Source organism: Cryobacterium sp. MDB2-A-1, from assembly GCF_004402675.1.
Classification (GTDB): Bacteria; Actinomycetota; Actinomycetes; order Actinomycetales; family Microbacteriaceae; genus Cryobacterium; species Cryobacterium glucosi.
In genome coordinates, this window is sequence record NZ_SOFK01000016.1 from 23,070 (window position 1) to 39,676 (window position 16,607).

At 71.2% G+C, this 16,607-nt stretch carries 7 protein-coding genes; all 7 read right to left on the reverse strand.

Annotated features, from left to right (window positions below; translation table 11 throughout):
- Nucleotides 1–104: 104 nt before the first annotated feature.
- Nucleotides 105–3,491, reverse strand: coding sequence for an FtsK/SpoIIIE domain-containing protein (locus tag E3O39_RS03465; protein WP_134445877.1), 3,387 nt, complete (start codon nucleotides 3,489–3,491; stop codon nucleotides 105–107).
- Complete coding sequence (locus E3O39_RS03470) at nucleotides 3,466–4,203, reverse strand: FHA domain-containing protein (RefSeq protein ID WP_134445878.1); 738 nt, start codon at nucleotides 4,201–4,203, stop codon at nucleotides 3,466–3,468. The genes E3O39_RS03465 and E3O39_RS03470 overlap by 26 nt, the downstream gene beginning before the upstream one ends.
- On the reverse strand, nucleotides 4,200–6,587 hold the full coding sequence (locus E3O39_RS03475) for a transglutaminase domain-containing protein (RefSeq protein WP_134445879.1): 2,388 nt from the start codon (nucleotides 6,585–6,587) through the stop codon (nucleotides 4,200–4,202). Before E3O39_RS03475 ends, E3O39_RS03470 begins: the two co-directional genes overlap by 4 nt.
- Nucleotides 6,584–7,963: a DUF58 domain-containing protein gene (locus tag E3O39_RS03480; RefSeq protein ID WP_134445880.1), complete on the reverse strand. Its 1,380-nt coding sequence runs from the start codon at nucleotides 7,961–7,963 to the stop codon at nucleotides 6,584–6,586. The genes E3O39_RS03475 and E3O39_RS03480 overlap by 4 nt, the downstream gene beginning before the upstream one ends.
- Nucleotides 7,960–8,970, reverse strand: a complete 1,011-nt coding sequence (locus E3O39_RS03485) for a MoxR family ATPase (RefSeq protein WP_241975398.1) — start codon at nucleotides 8,968–8,970, stop codon at nucleotides 7,960–7,962. The genes E3O39_RS03480 and E3O39_RS03485 overlap by 4 nt, the downstream gene beginning before the upstream one ends.
- Nucleotides 8,971–9,045: 75 nt before the next feature.
- Nucleotides 9,046–15,048: an Ig-like domain-containing protein gene (locus E3O39_RS03490; protein WP_134445881.1), complete on the reverse strand. Its 6,003-nt coding sequence runs from the start codon at nucleotides 15,046–15,048 to the stop codon at nucleotides 9,046–9,048.
- Entirely contained in the window at nucleotides 15,045–16,583 is a 1,539-nt protein-coding gene (locus E3O39_RS03495; RefSeq protein WP_134445882.1) for a serine/threonine-protein kinase, read from the reverse strand. Before E3O39_RS03495 ends, E3O39_RS03490 begins: the two co-directional genes overlap by 4 nt.
- Nucleotides 16,584–16,607 lie beyond the last annotated feature (24 nt).

A 16,607-nucleotide genomic window follows, 5' to 3' on the forward strand; every position in this document is an offset into this window, starting at 1 on the left:
TCGATTACGTAACGCACTTGTCACGAAATCAGTGGTCTCGGCGTCGTTTGACACTCGAAATGGGCGCTTGCGCTGGTCGGGTGGCGCCCGAGGCCCGACCGGAATCACGCCGCACCGAAGGCCACCCTGCTGAGGTCGCCTTCGGGCGACAGGGACCAGAGATGGCCGCGGCCGGGTGCCAGGGGTGGCGGGAGATCCCGCCTGCGGGTCAGCATGCGGTAATCGGCGAGGGTGCAGCCGTCGAAGACGATGGGCGAATGAACCCGAAGCGCGGCCAGGAGCGACCAGTTGGCCTGCCAGGTCTCGGGATCCCCGATGAAAACGGTCGCCGCGCCATGCCGGGCCAGGACTGCCTCCGGTTTCGCCACACCGGCACCGGCGTTCAGCTCCACAACGTCCGGGTGCGCGGCATCCGCTCGAAGGTGAGCGGCCGAGCGGGCCGGGGACCCGCTCACGTGGATGATCGATGTGCCCGCTGCGAGAGCGAGTACGGTCGCGGTCGGGCGCGCGTCAGGGCCGGGGACTGCGCGGTCCGGTCTGCCGGCGACCGGGGATGCAGCCGTGTGCGGGACAGGAGATTGTGGAGCGAGCACCTGGATGCGCCGGCCACGCCAGTGTCCGCCGCCGGGAGGGAGGGTTGGGTCGAACTGGGCCGCCTGTCCCCCTGCGGCGAGGTGTTCGGCCCGGTCGGGCAGGCGCAGCAACAGGTGTTCCTGGCACAGCGCCGCCAGGTTCTGAAGCGGCCCGGTGAGGCGTTGCGCCGTGACCACGACGCGCAGTCCGACCGGCAGTCCGTCGCGAAGCAGGCTCGCGAGGCATTCGAGCGCCGCCTGCCGGTGGTCGGGCTCCCAGCGGGCGCAGACCGAATCGAAATCGTCGAGGAACAGGAGCCTCGAGCGGGCGCGGCGGTCCGGGCCTGCACCGGCCTGAGCGGTGCGAACCCGGCCCGCGCCTCCCCGGTCGATCCAGCGGCGCGCCTCGGTGAGGGCGTCCCAGACCGCTTCGACGTCGGGATTCGGCCAACCGACCCACGAGTGCGCGGCGCGTGCCTGGGACGCGAAAACGGCGAGCACCGAGGTCTTGCCGCTGCGCGCTCCGCCGAGGACGAACATGTTGCCGTCCCCTGGACCATACCGGGCCACGCCGTACCGTTGCCGGTCCGGCTCGTCGACCAGTCCGAAGCGGAATTCCGGTTCGCCGCCCGGGGTCCTGTCCGGCGCATGGAGCTCCGAATCGGGCCTGCCGAGGTCCGGAAGCCCCTCGAGGTCAGCGAGGGCCACCACGGCGGGGAGCGGATCGAGCCACGGTCGGCGAGGGTGCCGGGGCAGCACGACTCCTCCGTCCCTGGCTGAGCCCGCGACCGCAGCCAGGGCCTCGATCTCCGCGCCCGAGGTGACGGCGACCTGGCAGGCCTCTGGGCCGCCATCCCCCAGCGCGATCAGGCAGCGACCGGGAACGGCGGCGGCGATGGCGGCCGCGGCATCCGTCCCGAGCACCGCCTGGCTGTCCGCCGCGTTGTTGACGCGCAGGGAGATCCGGAGCGTGCAGTTGGCGAGCAGCGCGTCCCGCACAACTCCGGCGGGGCGCTGCGTGCACAGCACGAGGTGCACACCGAGCGAGCGTCCCCTGGCCGCAATATCGACGAAGAGCGCGTGCAGTTCCGGAAACGACGCGAGCATGGTCGCGAACTCGTCGACGACGATCACGAGCCGCGGCAACACGGGCCTCTCCGGCGACGCCGGCCCGCCGAGCGAACGCCATTCGGCGAGATCCCTCGCACCCGCTGCGGCGAGCACCCGCTCGCGGTGACGAAGCTCCGCTGCGAGGCTCGCGAGGGCGCGCTCCGCCCGGTGCCCGTCGAGGTCGGTGACCAGCCCGACACAGTGCGGGAGAACAGCGAGCGGGCGGAACGCGGCACCGCCCTTGAAGTCGATGAGCAGGAAGGTGACCTCGTCCGGCGAGCGATCCGCGGCGATCTGGCTGACCCAGCTGACCAGCAGTTCGCTCTTGCCGCTCCCGGTGGTGCCGCCGACAACGGCGTGCGGACCCTGGCCGACGAGGTCGAGCGTGACCGGCCCGTCGGCGCCGATACCGATCGCGCACGCGAGACCGTCCCGGTCCGCCGCCACCGCGGCGAGCGGATGCCCGGTGATCGCGGCCAGCTCGGCGCGCGTCACCCGGGCGGGCAGCGAACGATGCCCACCGAGAAGACCCGCCGTTGCCGCACGCTCTCGGAGCAGCCGGGCGAAGCCGATCGCCTGTTCCCTCGTGACGAACTCCGGCCGGAAGTCCGGGCGCTGGGACGACCCCCGACGAGACCCCTGACCCGCGGAGCTCCCCGGGCTCCCGGGGATCCCCGGGTGCTCGGATTCCGCAAGGAAGAGCACCTCGGCCTTCGTTGCACTGTGAAGACGCACGACCGTCGCGCAACCGGGCGGCACGTCGACGAGGTCCGTGGCCAGCAGCAGCCACGGCACCCGCCGGTGTCCCTGTCGCGGTTCGACGGTGGGAGCGTGGTTGCCTGCGACCGGCATGTCGGTGAACCGAAGCAGCACGACCTTCCGGGCTGCCTCCCCGGGGCCTCTGCGGTCCGCGGGCCCAACGGTCTCCGCGGGACCCGCGTCTGCCACGCCGCCCGCCCGGGTCGTGTGCGGCAGGGCCCCTGTCCACGCCCAGTCGTCGTCCGGTTGATCCGAAACGACCGGTTCCAGGGCAAAACGGTCGGGTGCCAGGGCGAATGCGAGCTGCACGAGCAGCGCCCGGGCGAACGCGCACACGAGGGCGGTGGGCCCGACGAGCGCGACGCCGCCAGAGGCATCCGCTGTGACGGGTGCGTCCAGGAGCGTGGCGGCCCAGGCTCGCAGCTCCCGCTCCGAGCCGGTTCCCTCGAGACGGATACCGCTCGCCGTGCTACCCGATCCCAGCACCACGGGTACTGCGCCCCCGGCCCGGGATCTCCAGCGGGATGCCCGGTCCGGCGTCTCGAGGAGCTGCGCCGCCGACGGGGTCTCCTGCCAGCGCCGCAGCCGCAGCTCGGTGTGGCGCTCGGTGACCGCGTTCCGCAGCTCGGCGAGGGCCGCGGAGTGCGCGGCGGCATCGCGGCGGCGGGTGCGGCGTGCGGCTCGGCGCCCGTCGACCACGCTCGCCACGGCGATCACCGGGCCGAGCACGGCGAACACCAGCACGAACGCTGAACCGGTCACGAGCCAGATCACGCCGGCCGCCACGAGGGGTGCCAGAGAGGCGAGCAGGGGAAACGCGGCGGGAACGGGTTCCGTCGGGGACGCGGGCAGCGACAGCGTTTCGTCGGCGAGGAAGAAGTCGGTCACCCGGGTAGCAGAGCACCGGAACGAGATCAGGACAGGCGGCCGACCGCATCCGTGCACCGGGGACCGGATGGCCCGGGTGGTGAGGAGCGTCGAGGACAGGCCGGAGAGGCCGGAGAGGCCGGACTGGCCGGACGTCTCAGCTGACCTGGAAGTACTGGTCACCGATCTCGACGCGCGATCCGCGCGGCACGAGATAGCGGCGGCCGGGCTCGCACCGCACCATCGTCGCGTCGGGGCGGCGGATGATGGTGCCGTTGCCGGAGAAGCGGTCGCTGACCCAGAGCTCGCCGTCATGTTGGCCGAACTCGAGGTGGGTCTTCGACACCGACATGCCCGGATCGATGATCTGCACAAGACGGTCGAAGTGCTCGCTCGGTTGCGGCATCGGCCGGCGTCCGATCAGGCCGGTGCCGCGCACTTCGAGGTCCTCCCCTGTGCTGAACTGCAGCACGAAGGCACCGCCCGTTGTCGGGGCGCCACCGCCGGTGAGGGCGACGTGGGAACCGTGGGTGTGCGCGCCCTGTCGGGACGGACGCGTGGGGGTAACGGGGTGCAGGCGACGGCCCGGCGCGAACGGCGACGACGATTCGATCTCGGCTTCCGCTTCGGCTTCGGCTTCGGCTTCGGGTGCCGGCACGGCGACGGGCGGGCCGGACGCCCCAGGCTCACCGAGCACGCCGGGACCGGCCGCAGCGGTGGTCACCGGAATCGAGACAACGGTCGGGCGGGGTCGCAGCGGCTGGATGATCGTCGTGTCGTTCGGACGCGGGTCGTGACGCTTGCGGGTCTTCGGGGTCGCCTTCGTAGAACTGCCGCACTCACCGCAGAACATGGCGCCCGCGCTCAGCGGTGCCCCGCAGATCAGGCAATTCACGAAACGACTCCTTCCTTTCGCCGGTCCCGGTCGGGTGTGGAAACCCGGTGCCCGCTCGGCGTGCCCCGATTCGCAGGTGGAACGGATGCCCTTCCAGCGTAGCGAGCGAACGAGCGCAGCGAAATGAGGGCTCGGAACCGGTCCCTGCGGGTGCGTCCCGCGGCGAGCGCGGACCGCAGGTCTTCGACCATTCTCCAGATCTGGTCAGCGACGCCGTCGCTCGGCCGTCCGGGCGCGAAAACAGCCCGGTCCACCGCGACCGCCGCCGCAACAGGCGGCTCCCCGCCGACCGCCTCGGCCAGTTCGAGGCGGGTCGCGCCGACCGGCACATCGATGCCGAAGTCCGCCGCGGTGTCCGCGAATTCGCGCCAGCCGCCGCGCACCCGGTCGAGCGTTGAGCCCCTCCCGCGGCGGAGCCTGCGCCGACGGGCCTTCGCGAGGATGACGACGAGGAACGGGCCGGCGATGACGAGGGCGGCGAGCATCGTCCAACCGGTGATCGTCAGCACGGTGACGAGCAGCGCCAGCAACGGCGACAGCGGTGCCGGCGGCGTCTCCGCGGCATTCTCCGGAGCGGCGGGATCCCGCTGCTCCGTCACACTCGGGACGAGCGGCGGCACGACGGTCTGCGGTCGCGAGACGATCTGGGGCCGGTCCGGCTGCTTCTCCGGCACGTCGCGCACGGCGGGAGTGGGGTCGATCGTCACCCAGCCCTCCGTTGCCGTCTGGACCTCGATCCAGGCGGAGACGTCGGCCCCGTGCACGATCACCGGCGTTTCCGACGCGTCGGCGGCTCCGAGCGCCTGGGGGGCGAATCCCATGACGACCCTGGCCGGGAACCCCAGCCGCCGCGCCAACAGCGCGGCCGCGACGGCGTACTGTTCGGCGTCCCCGAGCATGGGCTCATCGGTGAAAAGCTGACTGATCCGGTCCAGACCGTGGCCAGACCGGCTCACCGGCTCGTCCTCACCGATGCCGTGACTCACGTAACCATTCGCCTTCAGCCCGTCCAGCATGGCCTGCAATTGCACGCCGGGCGGGTCCCCGGCGCGAACGTATCCCGCGAGCGCCCCTTCGACGGAGTCGGGTAGCGCTTCGAGGGCCGGGAGGGCGGCCGTGCCCGGCGTCAGCGTCGCGAGCGACCCGGGAACCCGTGGCACGACCGCGGTGGCCGTGTAGGTGTCGCCGGAGGCGAGTCCCCCGAGGACGGCAGCGGTCCCCGTGCCGTCGTTGTAGTAGAACGCATCGGCCCGGGCCGTCCCGGTCTCCCCGCTGAAGCGGATGCGTTCGAGTTGCCCGGTACCCGGGACCCAGACGCCCGCGTAATCGTCGATGGTCACGTCGATCGACGAGGGGTCGCCGGAGACCCCGCTCTGGTCGAGCCGGTCGGGCAGGCGGGTGAAGAAGTTCGCTGCGCCGTCGAGGGAATAGACGATTCCGTTGTAGGAATCGAGGGCCGCGAGTCGCAGCCGTCCCCCGGCCGGCAGGCCGGTCACCGACAGCATCACGGCATCGGACCGCCCGGGCTGCAGGTAACTGCGGAATTCGCTCAGCGGGCTCGGGTAATCATTCGGGTCGAAGGGCTGCTGCACGCGGGCCCGCACGACATCCCGGGGCACCTGCACAGGGAAGGCCACGGCCGCCGCGGTGCCGACCCCGATCGCGAGGGCGGCGATCAGCGCGGCCGAGAGCACCCCGCGGGCCGCGGTGAGCCGGCGACCGGCCCGCGATTCGCGGGTGCGCGCGGACTGCCGGGCACCGGAGAGGGCGAGGAGCGCCCGCCGGCGTGCCGCGCGTTGCCAGAGCAGCCAGAACAGCAGCACGACGAAGAGAGCGAGACCGGTCTCGATCGGCGCTAATCCGACGGTCGGTCCGAGGCCGATCCCGGCGACATAGAGCGCGATCGGACCGAACGCGCCGAGCTCGCCGACCCGTGCCCTGAGGGCGATCGAGAGTCCGGCGACGGTGCTCGACAGGACGAGGATGAGGGCCGGAACCAACAGGGCCTGGTACGAGCCGACCGGGAGCACGATCGTGACGAGCTCCTTCCAGCTCAGTGCGGTCGCCGCGGCGAGGTCCCCGAGCCCGGCGAGGGTCGGCAGGACGCCCCCGGTCGCCTCGCCGGGGATCGCAAGCGGCACGCCGACCAGGAAATACACCGCGATCGTGACGAGCGAGACCAGCCACGCCCGCCAGCGGAACACCGTACCGAGGATCGCGATGCCGGAACCGAGCAACGCGGTGACGACGACGAGCACCACGAATTCGCGGTTCCCGTAGACCGGCCAGAGAGTCACGGCCGCGACCATCGTCGCGAGCAGCAGCGCGGCCGTGTTCCCGACGATGAAGGCGGCGGATGCGCGGGGCTGCACTCTCCCGGTCACGCGGCAACCCCCTTGGCGAGGCTCTGCTGCAGGTCTTCGAGGAAGCCGATGGTGAGAACGCTGAGCTCGGCGACGCGCCGGAGGCTCGGCACGGACTCTGTCGCGCAGACGACGGCCACGACTTCGACCCCGCCGGGGAAATGCGTCGCCGCTGCGCGCAGCTCGGCGAGGCTCACCGTTGAGCCGTACACGAGGAAGGCGACGGAAACACCGGCGACGGCATCCGCTGCGGACTGGGCGAGCGCGCCGAGCGGCAACGCGTCCGCCGTGCGATCCACTCGGCACAGGTCGTCGAGCAGGCGGGTGATCGTCAGGGTGCTGAGCCTTTCGGCGGCGGGACGCCGCTTCGTGCCTGCCCGGTTCGGCCGGTGCTGCACCTGGTCCCGGCCGGCCGCACCCGTGCGGGCTGCGGCGGGTGCAACGGTGCTCGTGACGACGGACACCGTGCGTGCGTCGCGGATCGCCCGCACCCCGAGCGAACCGGCGACGCTCACGGCGAGTTCGAATTCCTCGTCGTCGGCGTAGTCGTCTGCGGCGAGGCTCAGTGCGACCAGAAGGTGACTGCGCCGGGACTCCTCGTACTGGCGCACCATGAGGCGGCCGGTCTTCGCGGTGCTCTTCCAGTGGATGCTGCGCCGTTCATCCCCCGGCACGTATTCGCGCAGGGCATGGAAGGACATGTCGAGGTTGGTGAGGTCACGGGTGGGGTTTCCCTCGAGGTCACGGATGAACCCTGTGCTCATGCTCGGAATCGGGAGGGTGCGCGGGTGCACGAAGAGATCGACACGTTCCGCCCAGACGAGTTCCCGGCGCACGAGGCCGACCGGGTCCGCGCGCACCGTCCGCACCGGCCCGATCGGGATGATCCCGCGCCGCACGGTCGGGACGATGAAGACGTCCTCGAAGCTTGCGCCCCTGGCGAGCCCGGGCATGGCGAACTCGGCGAGGCCGAGGCCGACGGGAACCTCGACCCCGACGCCAGGCAGCCGGCGGCCGGTCGGGTTGCGCACGATCAGTTCACCGGGAACCCGTTCCCCCACGACGACCCGGTCCACGGGAACCCTGAGCCGGATCTGGTACGCGGTCCGCCCGAACAGGAAGCCGAAGGAAGCCAGGACGAGCGCGAGTCCAGCCCAGCCGAGCACCACGAGTTCGGTCCAGCCGAGCAGGTAGCCGGTCGCGAGGGCGACGGCGGCGGATGCGAGCACGCTCCAGCCGAGGACCGTGACGACGGCAGTGGCGAGCCGCCAGGTCGTCGTCAGCAGCGCACCGGTCGCCAGGACGGCACGGACCGAGTGCACGAGCAGCACGGCGAGACGACCGTCGGCGGTGTCCTCGCCGAGGCCGTTCGGACGTGCGCCGCCCAGATCGCTCACGCGGCCTGCCGGTCTCCCGGCGGAGGCGTCTCGATCAGGATGCGCGCAACGATGCTCGAGGGTGTGACACCGTCGAACTCGGCCTCCGGATCGAGCAGGAGCCGGTGCGCGAGGACCGCCTCTGCGAGCTGCTTCACGTCGTCGGGAATGACGTAGTGCCGCCCGTTGGCCGCGGCGAGGGTCTTCGCTGTGCGGATGAGGGCAAGCGCCCCGCGCACGCTCGCGCCGAGGCGCACCTCGGTGGTCGTGCGCGTCGCGTCGACCAGGCGGGAGACGTAGTCGTTGATCGAGGGGTCGACGTGGACCGTCCTGGCGAGCGCGGCGAGTTCGACGACCGTCGCGGCAGAGACGACGGCGGGGATGACGACCGCGTGCGCACGCCGTCCGGCACCCTCGAGGATCCGGATCGTCGAGGCGTGGTCGGGATAGCCGATCGAGGCCTTCATGATGAACCGGTCGAGCTGGGCTTCTGGCAGCCGGTAGGTGCCCGCCTGCTCGATCGGGTTCTGGGTGGCGATCACCATGAACGGTTCGGCAACGGGGTGCGTCACACCGTCCGCGGTGATCTGCTCCTCCTCCATCACCTCGAGCAGCGCCGCCTGGGTCTTCGGGCTCGCGCGGTTGATCTCGTCGGCGAGCACGATGTTCGCGAACACGGGACCGCGGTGGAATTCGAAGGCGCCGTTGCGCTGGTCGTAGATGCTGACACCGGTGATGTCGCCGGGGAGCAGGTCCGGGGTGAACTGGATCCGGTTGCTGGTGCCCTGGACGCTCTGCGCGATCGCCCTGGCGAGGCTCGTCTTGCCGGTGCCAGGCACGTCTTCGAGCAGCAGGTGACCGCCGCTGAGCAGCGCGGTGAAAGCCATCCGGATGACGTGGTGCTTGCCGAGCAGCACCCGTTCGACCCCGGAGACGAGCCGTTCGAAGACCTCGGCGAATTGCGCGGCCTCCCCTGCGGTCATCGTGGCGGCGGCCGCCTGCTCGGTCGAGTTCGTCGGGGCATTCATCGGGCCGGTCCTTGGGATAGTCATCTCAGTGTCTTTCGGGTCTTCATGGGAACAGTCTCAACAGTTTCATCGATCTCATCGGTCGTAGTTGTACACCGGGTTGCCCGTGCCGAGCCCGAGGTCGACGGAAACAGCGAGGCGGGCCGTGCCTGCTGCTGCGGGAGCGGCGAGAGTGCAGCTGGTGGGGCCACCTGCCACGGGCGCCGTACCCGGGTCCGTCGGCACCGAACAGCTGTATCCGGTCGTGTATGCGCCGTTGTCCGGGCCGTTCGTCCAGCCGAAGACGCCGGTTGCCGGGTCGTAGGCCAGGCCGGTCACGGCGAGGCTGACGGATGCCGCCGGTGCCGTCATCGTCGCGGACCAGGCCCCACACGTGCCCCAGGTGGCCGAGGTGTCGCACGCGCGCACCTGGTAGCTGAACGGTGCGCCGAAGACCGTCGGGGTCAGCAGCTGGCGTGGCAGGGCGGTCGCGGTGAAGGTCGCGCTCGCGCCGGGGGTCCCCGTCGCGGCGTCGACGGCCCGGACTTCATAGCCCGTGACGCCGGCGCCCGGGCTGACCGGCGTGATCTGCAGGTCGTATGCCGTGTCGTGCATCCCCATCGAGGCTCCCGGGTCGGTGACCGCGCCGGGAGTCGACTGCACCTGAACGGTGGTGACCTGGCTGTTGGTGCAGCCGGCCCTGTTGTATGCCCAGACCACGAAGGAGTACGACGCGGTGTCCGAGGTGAGTCCGGTGAAGTCGACGCTCGTGGCGCCTGCTCCGAGGTTCCTGAGCTCGGCGACGTTCGCGCCGGTGTGGGGAACGACGACGGTGCCGGGGGCCGGGGAGGTGACCGTGCACGCCTGGTTCCCCGTCGGCACCGTTCCGTTCGTGAGGCGTTGCACGAAGTATCCGCCGACGGGGTCGCCGGAACCGGAGAAGGCATCCCACGCGACGTGGACGGTGCCGGCGGCACCGGCCGATGCGGAGACCGCGCCGGCCGTCGGCGCACCGTAAGGCGTGCCCTGGGTCGAAGCGGATGTCCACGCTGAGAGGGCGGGATATGACTCGTTGCGGGCGCTCACGCTCACCGGAACGAACGCGCCGTTGGCGAGGCCGTTCACCGTGAGCGAGCACCGGGTGGCCCCGCAGCCAGGACCCGTCGCGTTCACGGCGGGCTGGGCCGTGCCGTTGACGGTGACCAGGTAGTCCGTAATCGGGGAACCCGCACCGTTCGGAACGGGTGCCCAGCTGATCGTCAAGCCGCCGTTGAGCGGCGCGGCCGCGAGATTTCCGGGCGCCGACGGCACGACATCGGACCAGACGGTGTCGGCGAGCGCGGTCGTCGCGCCGAGGCCGAGGCCGTTGCGCGCTGCGACAGAGACGCGGACAGCGTTGGCCCGCCCGTTGCCGCCGGTCGGGACCGTGCACGAGGTCGCCTGGCAGGTGGTGGTGCTGATCGCTGCGCCCGTCACGGCATTCACGAGGGTGATCTCGTAGCCGGTGACGGCGGAGTTGTTGGCGGCGCCGGGGTTGAAGGCGACCGCGAGACGGGTGTCCGAGAACCCGGTCACGGAGAGGCTCGTCACCGGGTCCGGCCGGTCCTGAACCGAGATCCGCACGGTGCCCCAGGCGTACCGGTTCGGGTCGTTCGTCGCGTCGGCGACCTCGTACTCGAGGTTCGTGTCCGCCGCAGCGGCGTTCGCTGCGACCTGCACGCTGAGTGTGCTGTTGTCGGCGCTCGGGGTGATCCTGACCCCGGCAGGGATGCCGGCACCGCCGAGTCCGCGCACGGCGACGACCCGGAGCGGGACCTGTGGGAACGGGTTGGCCGCGCCGTCGTTGGCGAGCACGTCGACGACGGTCGTCTGGCCGCGGGGGGCGATCGCGACATCCGCCGCCGGGATGGCGAGCGGCCGGGTGGACGCGACGACACTCATCTCGATGCGCCCGGCCCGACCGGGCGTACCGCCGGCCGAGACGCCGATCGTGATGGACCCGTGGCCGCCCTGCCCACCCGAGGCCGGCAGCGTCGTGGTCCTGGCGTGCAGTGTCAGCTGCTGGCCATCGAGCGAGTAGTCGAATCCGACCGGTTTCGGGTCGAGCACCGAGTACACGAGGGAGGCCTGGTCGTTCGGGTACGGGTAGGACGTCAGTTTGGACAGGTCGATGACCTTGGTCTGGTCGGGTTCGAAGTCGAGTACGGCGCCGTCGAAGGCCGGCGGCTGGTTCGCCTGCGGCGTCACCGTGATCGGGAGAACGATCGTGGCCGTGTGGCCATCCGGGTCTCCTGCGCCGGTGCCGTCCGTGACGACGAACGACACCGAGGCCGGACCGTAGTACTGGTCCGCGCTCGTGAAGGCGATGCTCGTGTCCGAGGTGGCGAGGTCTGCACCGTTGGACCGGGTGGCGTGCACGAGGCTCCGGTCGGTGAGGCGCACCTGCTTGCCGCCGACGGCGACGACGTAGTCGTTGATCGGGATGGTGAGGTTGGCGCCGCTCGCGACGGTGAGCGCGGGAACGCCCTTCCGCAGTTGCGGCAGGGCGTCGGTGTACCCCGGCACCCAGATGAACGCGAGGGCGGTGATCCTCGCGTCGTCGGGGTTCGCGACCTGGAACGGGATGATCTGGCTCGTGGCGTGCACGGTCACCCGGACGCGCTTGGCGTCTGTGACCCTCGCGGAGTCGGCCCAGGACTCGGGGACGCTCAGCGCCAGGCCGCGGGCCGGCCCGTCGGCGAAGGTCACGTTGGCGAGAACGTCGACGTCGACGGTGCCGCCCGCGAGCACGTCGGAGAGGGTCAGGTGGGTGTCCCTGGCCTCTGGCCTGGCACGCGGGGCATCCGCACGCACGACGACGGTGAGGAATGTCGAGCTGGTGCCGCCGCGCTCGTTGCTGATCTCGTAGATGAAGCCGAACCGGCCGGGTGTCGCGGGAGCCGTGACCGCGATGGTGTCCCCGGCGATCATGGCCGTGCCGTGGTCGGCCGCGAGGTCGGCAGGGGTGCCGCTCGGTTCGACGGCGCTGATCGTGAGCCGGCCGCCGTCGGGGTCCGAGTCGTTGGCGAGCACGTGAACGGAGACGGTGCTTCCCGGACGCACCACGACGTCGTCGGGGGCCGCGACAGGGTTGCGGGCGCCGTCGAGGCGCGGGCTGATCCCGATCCGCACGGTGCCGATCGCCCGAGCGCCGAGGGCGTCGACGACGGCGTAGCTGAACGTGTCGGTTCCTGCGGAGTATTCCCCGGCCTGGTACCGGAACGTGTCCGTCCCGTCCGCGGTGACGGATCCCTTCTCCGGGTTGGTCTCCTGGCCGACGAGCTGGACCGAGTCGCCGTCAGGGTCGATCCCGGTGAGCGGGATCGACACTTCGACGGTGCCGCCGGAGAGCACCCGCGCGGTCACCGTCTTCGGGACGGGCGGATTGTTGGTGCTCGGGTCGGCTTCGCGCACCGAGATGCGCACCTCCGCGTTGGCATACTGGCCGTCGGGGGCGTTCACCCGGTACACCGCGGTATACGTGCCGGGGGTGGCCGGCGCGAGGTAACGCAGCACGGTTCCCGCGGCGAAGAGCAGGCCTGCGCCCGGGGGCAGGCCGGAGGCGAGGACGGGGTCCAGGGTCAGCGAGTCACCGTCCGGCTGTTCGTCGTTCGCGAGGACCGGGATGTCGATGGTGTCGCCGACCCGGACGGTCGCGGTGTCCGCAACGGCGATCGGGGCCTGTTTCTGACCGAGCGCGGGGATTTCGACGACAGTGACGGTGCCCTCGGCATCGGCGAGCCCGTTGCTGATCCGGTACCCGAAACTGAGCCCGCCGTCCGGCAGCGGACGGGTCAGGGTGACCCGGAGGATCCGCTGGTCGAGGATCTCGATCCGCATGCCGCTGGACGCCGGCACGTTCATCGTCCCGGTGATCAGCAGCACTCCGTTCGCAGGGTCGAAGTCGCTCGCGAGCACGTCGACGAGGGTGGCCTGCTGGCCTCGGATGAAGGCCGTGTGGGGAACGGTGACGGGGGTGCTGTTGGCGTCGGCGGCGGGAGCGACGTCGACGCGCACCCTTCCCGTCGCGGTGAGCTGCCCGTCGGTGACCGAGTACTCGATCTCGTGGACCCCCGGGGTGCTGCTCAGGAACCGGAACGCACCGGAGGCGAAGTCGGGGGTGATCGTGGCATCCGGCTTGGCGGGGACGCTCGAAAGCCGCAGCGGCGCCGACCCGCCGCGGGCGTGGTCGAGCGGGGACACCGAGACTTCGGCCCCCGCAGTCGCGAGCACGATGAAGGAGTCAGCGACGATCGGCACGGCGCCGCTCGCGCGCACGGAGACGGTCAGCGAGCCCGTGCCGAGCAGGCGGCCGTCGGAGACGCTCAGGCCGACCCGTTTGTCATCGTCGTTCGTGCCGGCATCCGTGAACACGACGGCGCCCGCGGGGGTGAAGCTCAGCAGGTCGGGGCCCGCGGCGGACGCTGAGGCGAGGTAGACCGGGTCGCCGTCGGGGTCGATCCAGTCGCCGAGCACCTGGCTTGTCACCCGGCCGCCGGCACGCACGGTCGCGTGGGTGGTTCGCACCTGCTGGGGAGCGGAGTTCTCCCCCGGCGCCCTGAGAGTGACGGTGACGGTTGCGGATGCGCTCCCGCCACGGCCGTCGTTGATCGTGTAGCCGAAGCGAAGCTGACCGGTTGCCGCCTCCGCGACGGTGAGCTGCACCTGCTGGTTGTTGCCGACGAGGTCGAGCCGGCCGTCGGTCGCGTCGATCGGTGTGACCGATTCGATCACGAGCACGTCCCCGTTCGGATCGGAGTCGTTGAGAAGCACGGGGAGGGTCACGATCCGGCCGGGCCGGGCTCCGAAGGAGTCGTCCACGGCGACGGGCGGGGCCTGCACCTTGTCGTAGACCGGAGGGGTGTCGTCGCCGTTGGTCTCGATGCGCTGGGTGTCCGGGGTCGTGTCGATCAGGTCGGCCCAGTTGTCGATCAGCTGGTTGTCACGCTGGACCGCCCACGTCGAACCGTTGTGCGCATCGTTCAGCACGAGCCCGGTGCCGTTGCGCCGGAAGGCGAGCCTGGCGTTGTCGTTGAGCCCGGTGAGGGTCGTCGTCGTGCCGGACTGCGTTCCACGGGAGCCTCCGGACGCTCCCGACGCCGAGCCGCCGGACCCGGCGTCGCCGCAGTCGCGCCAGGCCGTGCCATCCGACCAGGCGGCATAGGCGCACTGTCCGGCGGTGTCCGGGGCCGCCGCTGTGCCGTTCCGGCCGCTGACGAGCACGGTCGGGGCGCCGCCGGAGAGCGGGACGGCGACGAGCCCCTGCTCGTGGGCGATCAGCACGCGGGAGCCGGAGAGACTCGGCTGCTGCAGGGCGGGGGCGCCGCCGTCGACGATCAACCCGGACAGGTCGACGTCCCTGCCATCGAGGAACAGGTGCCGCGAGGTCGCGTTGAGGAGCGCCCAGGCGCCGTTCACGCTCGTCAGCTGATAATCGTCGCCCGGCGACCCCGCGCTGAGCGTCTGGCTCGAGGTGACCGTTCCGCTTCCGGAGGGCGCCTGGGCGAGGGCGCCCGTCGCGGGAGTGAATGAGACCAGGGTTCCGGTGTCGTCAACGCTCACGACCGAGCCGGCGCCGAGGGAGAGGGTCGGCGCGGTCGCCGTGTCGAAGCTCGCGAGCCCGCTCGTCGGGGTCTCCCAGACCTCGCCGTTCGAGGCGATCAGGGTGCGGGTTCCTGCGAGGAACACGGCGGGCGCCCGGGGCGGCAGTGCAACGCTGCGCACGATCGTTGCCGTGGCCGGGTCGAGGATGTCGAGGGAGCTGTTGCCGGTGTCGAGCACGAGGACCGTCGCTCCGGACTGGAGCACGTCGAGATTGGAACTCTCGCTCGTCACGACCGTGTTTAGTTCCATCACCGCCGTGTTCGCCCGGCCGACAGCCTGGCGGGCCTCGTTCGTGACCCAGACGGCGGCATCGCCGAGGTCAAGACGCTGGGCGGTGTACCCGCCGGACACGACAGCGGTCGTCACGACGAGGGCCAGTACGAGCGTTCCGCCGAGGGCCGTCGCCCACGCCGAGCGGTGCGCAGCGAACTGGCGGGAGACCCAGAGACGGATCACGAAGCGTCGCCGCCTCTGGTCAGGTCACCGCGCGTGCTTCCGGTCACGGACCCGCCGGCGTCGACGCACTTCTCGCCGCTCGCGCCCCCGGTGCGCCCGTCCCGGTTCACGGCGACACTTGCGCAGACCCTGGCCTGTCCGTGCGGGTCGACGCTGAACTCAGTGCCCTTCTGGATGCTGCTCTCACCGGTGCGGAGGGTGATCACGTAGCTGTCCCCCCGGGCGATGCCCGGGTCAGCCCAGCCGAACACGACCATGCCGTCCCGCAGCTCCCCGGAGACATTGCTCACGGTCGGCAGCCCTGGCGTCGCCTGGTGCGAGAGCGCCGACGCCGTAACGACGGCGAGAACGACGATGACGACGGATGCCGCAACGAGCGCCCAGACGAGCACCGAACGCCGCCAGACCCCCGGCACCGAGCCCCTGGCTGTGCCGCGGGACCTGCCCCTGGCCGTGCCCGCGCTGCCCGCAGTCCCCGCCGAACCATCGAACCCAGAGGGGCTGCGCGCGCCGGAGGTGTCGGCGAGCGCGCCGGCCGCCGAACGGCGCCCTCGTGGCGCCTGATGCACCCGGCGGCGGCGCGGCTCCTGGTACGCATTGATCGAATTCACGGCGGAGATGCGGGTGCGGTCGTCGTCGTCGACGCCGTTCTCAGCGGCCCAGTCCTCGTCGGCGACCTCGAGCCGGGTGGGGAGGAGGCCCAGTTCGGCCTCGACGGACTGCAGCTCCCTGATGAGCTCGAGCATGCTGCCCTGGCGCGACTCCGGACGCCGGGACATCGCGCGCTGGAGGATGAGCTCGAGCCTGCCCGGGACATCCGAGCGGCCGATCGCCGGGACCCTGGCCTTGTTGATGCGGGAGATGAGCTGGGCCGAGCTGTTCTCGGCGCCGGGAATCTCGAACGGCGAATGACCGGCGAGGAAGGAGTACAGAGTGGCGCCGAGGGACCAGACCTCGGAGGCGACGGAGCCGGAGACCTCGTCGAGGAGGACTTCCGGAGCGGACCAGGGGATGGACAGCCCGACCGCTTCGACGTTTCTGGCCTCGCTCACCGTGGCCGCGATGCCGAAGTCGCCGAGAACGGCATGCCCGTAGCGGGTGACGAGGATGTTCGAGGGCTTGAGGTCCCGGTGCAGCATGCCGGCCTGGTGCGCGGCCTGGACGGCGTTCGCGATGGTGATGCCGACCTGGAGCACTTCAGGGACGCCGAGAGGCTCTGTGCGGTAGCGCTGGCTGAGCGCCGGAGAGCACTGTTCCATCACGAGGTATGGGCGTCCGTCGGCCGAGACGCCGGCCTGGAAAACGGTCAGGATCGACGGGTGCGAGCTCAGCGAGGCCATCAGGTTGGCCTCGGCCTGGAACAGCTGCCGGACCTGGTCGTTGACGACCTCGGCGAGGAGCACCTTGACCGCGACCTGTCGGCGCGGAAGGTCCTGCTGGTAGAGGAAGACGTCGGCGAAGCCTCCGGAGCCGAGCACCCGGAGGTAGGAGAACCCCGGCAGGTTCGGGGGCGTCGACGGTAATCGTCGCTGCATCGCGGCCTCCCCGTCTCGCTCTCG

Excerpts from the sequence above, each read along its gene's own strand:
- E3O39_RS03485 (WP_241975398.1), bottom strand. The coding sequence starts at position 8,970 with ATGAATGCCCCGACGAACTCGACCGAGCAGGCGGCCGCCGCCACGATG.
- E3O39_RS03495 (WP_134445882.1), bottom strand. The coding sequence starts at position 16,583 with ATGCAGCGACGATTACCGTCGACGCCCCCGAACCTGCCGGGGTTCTCC.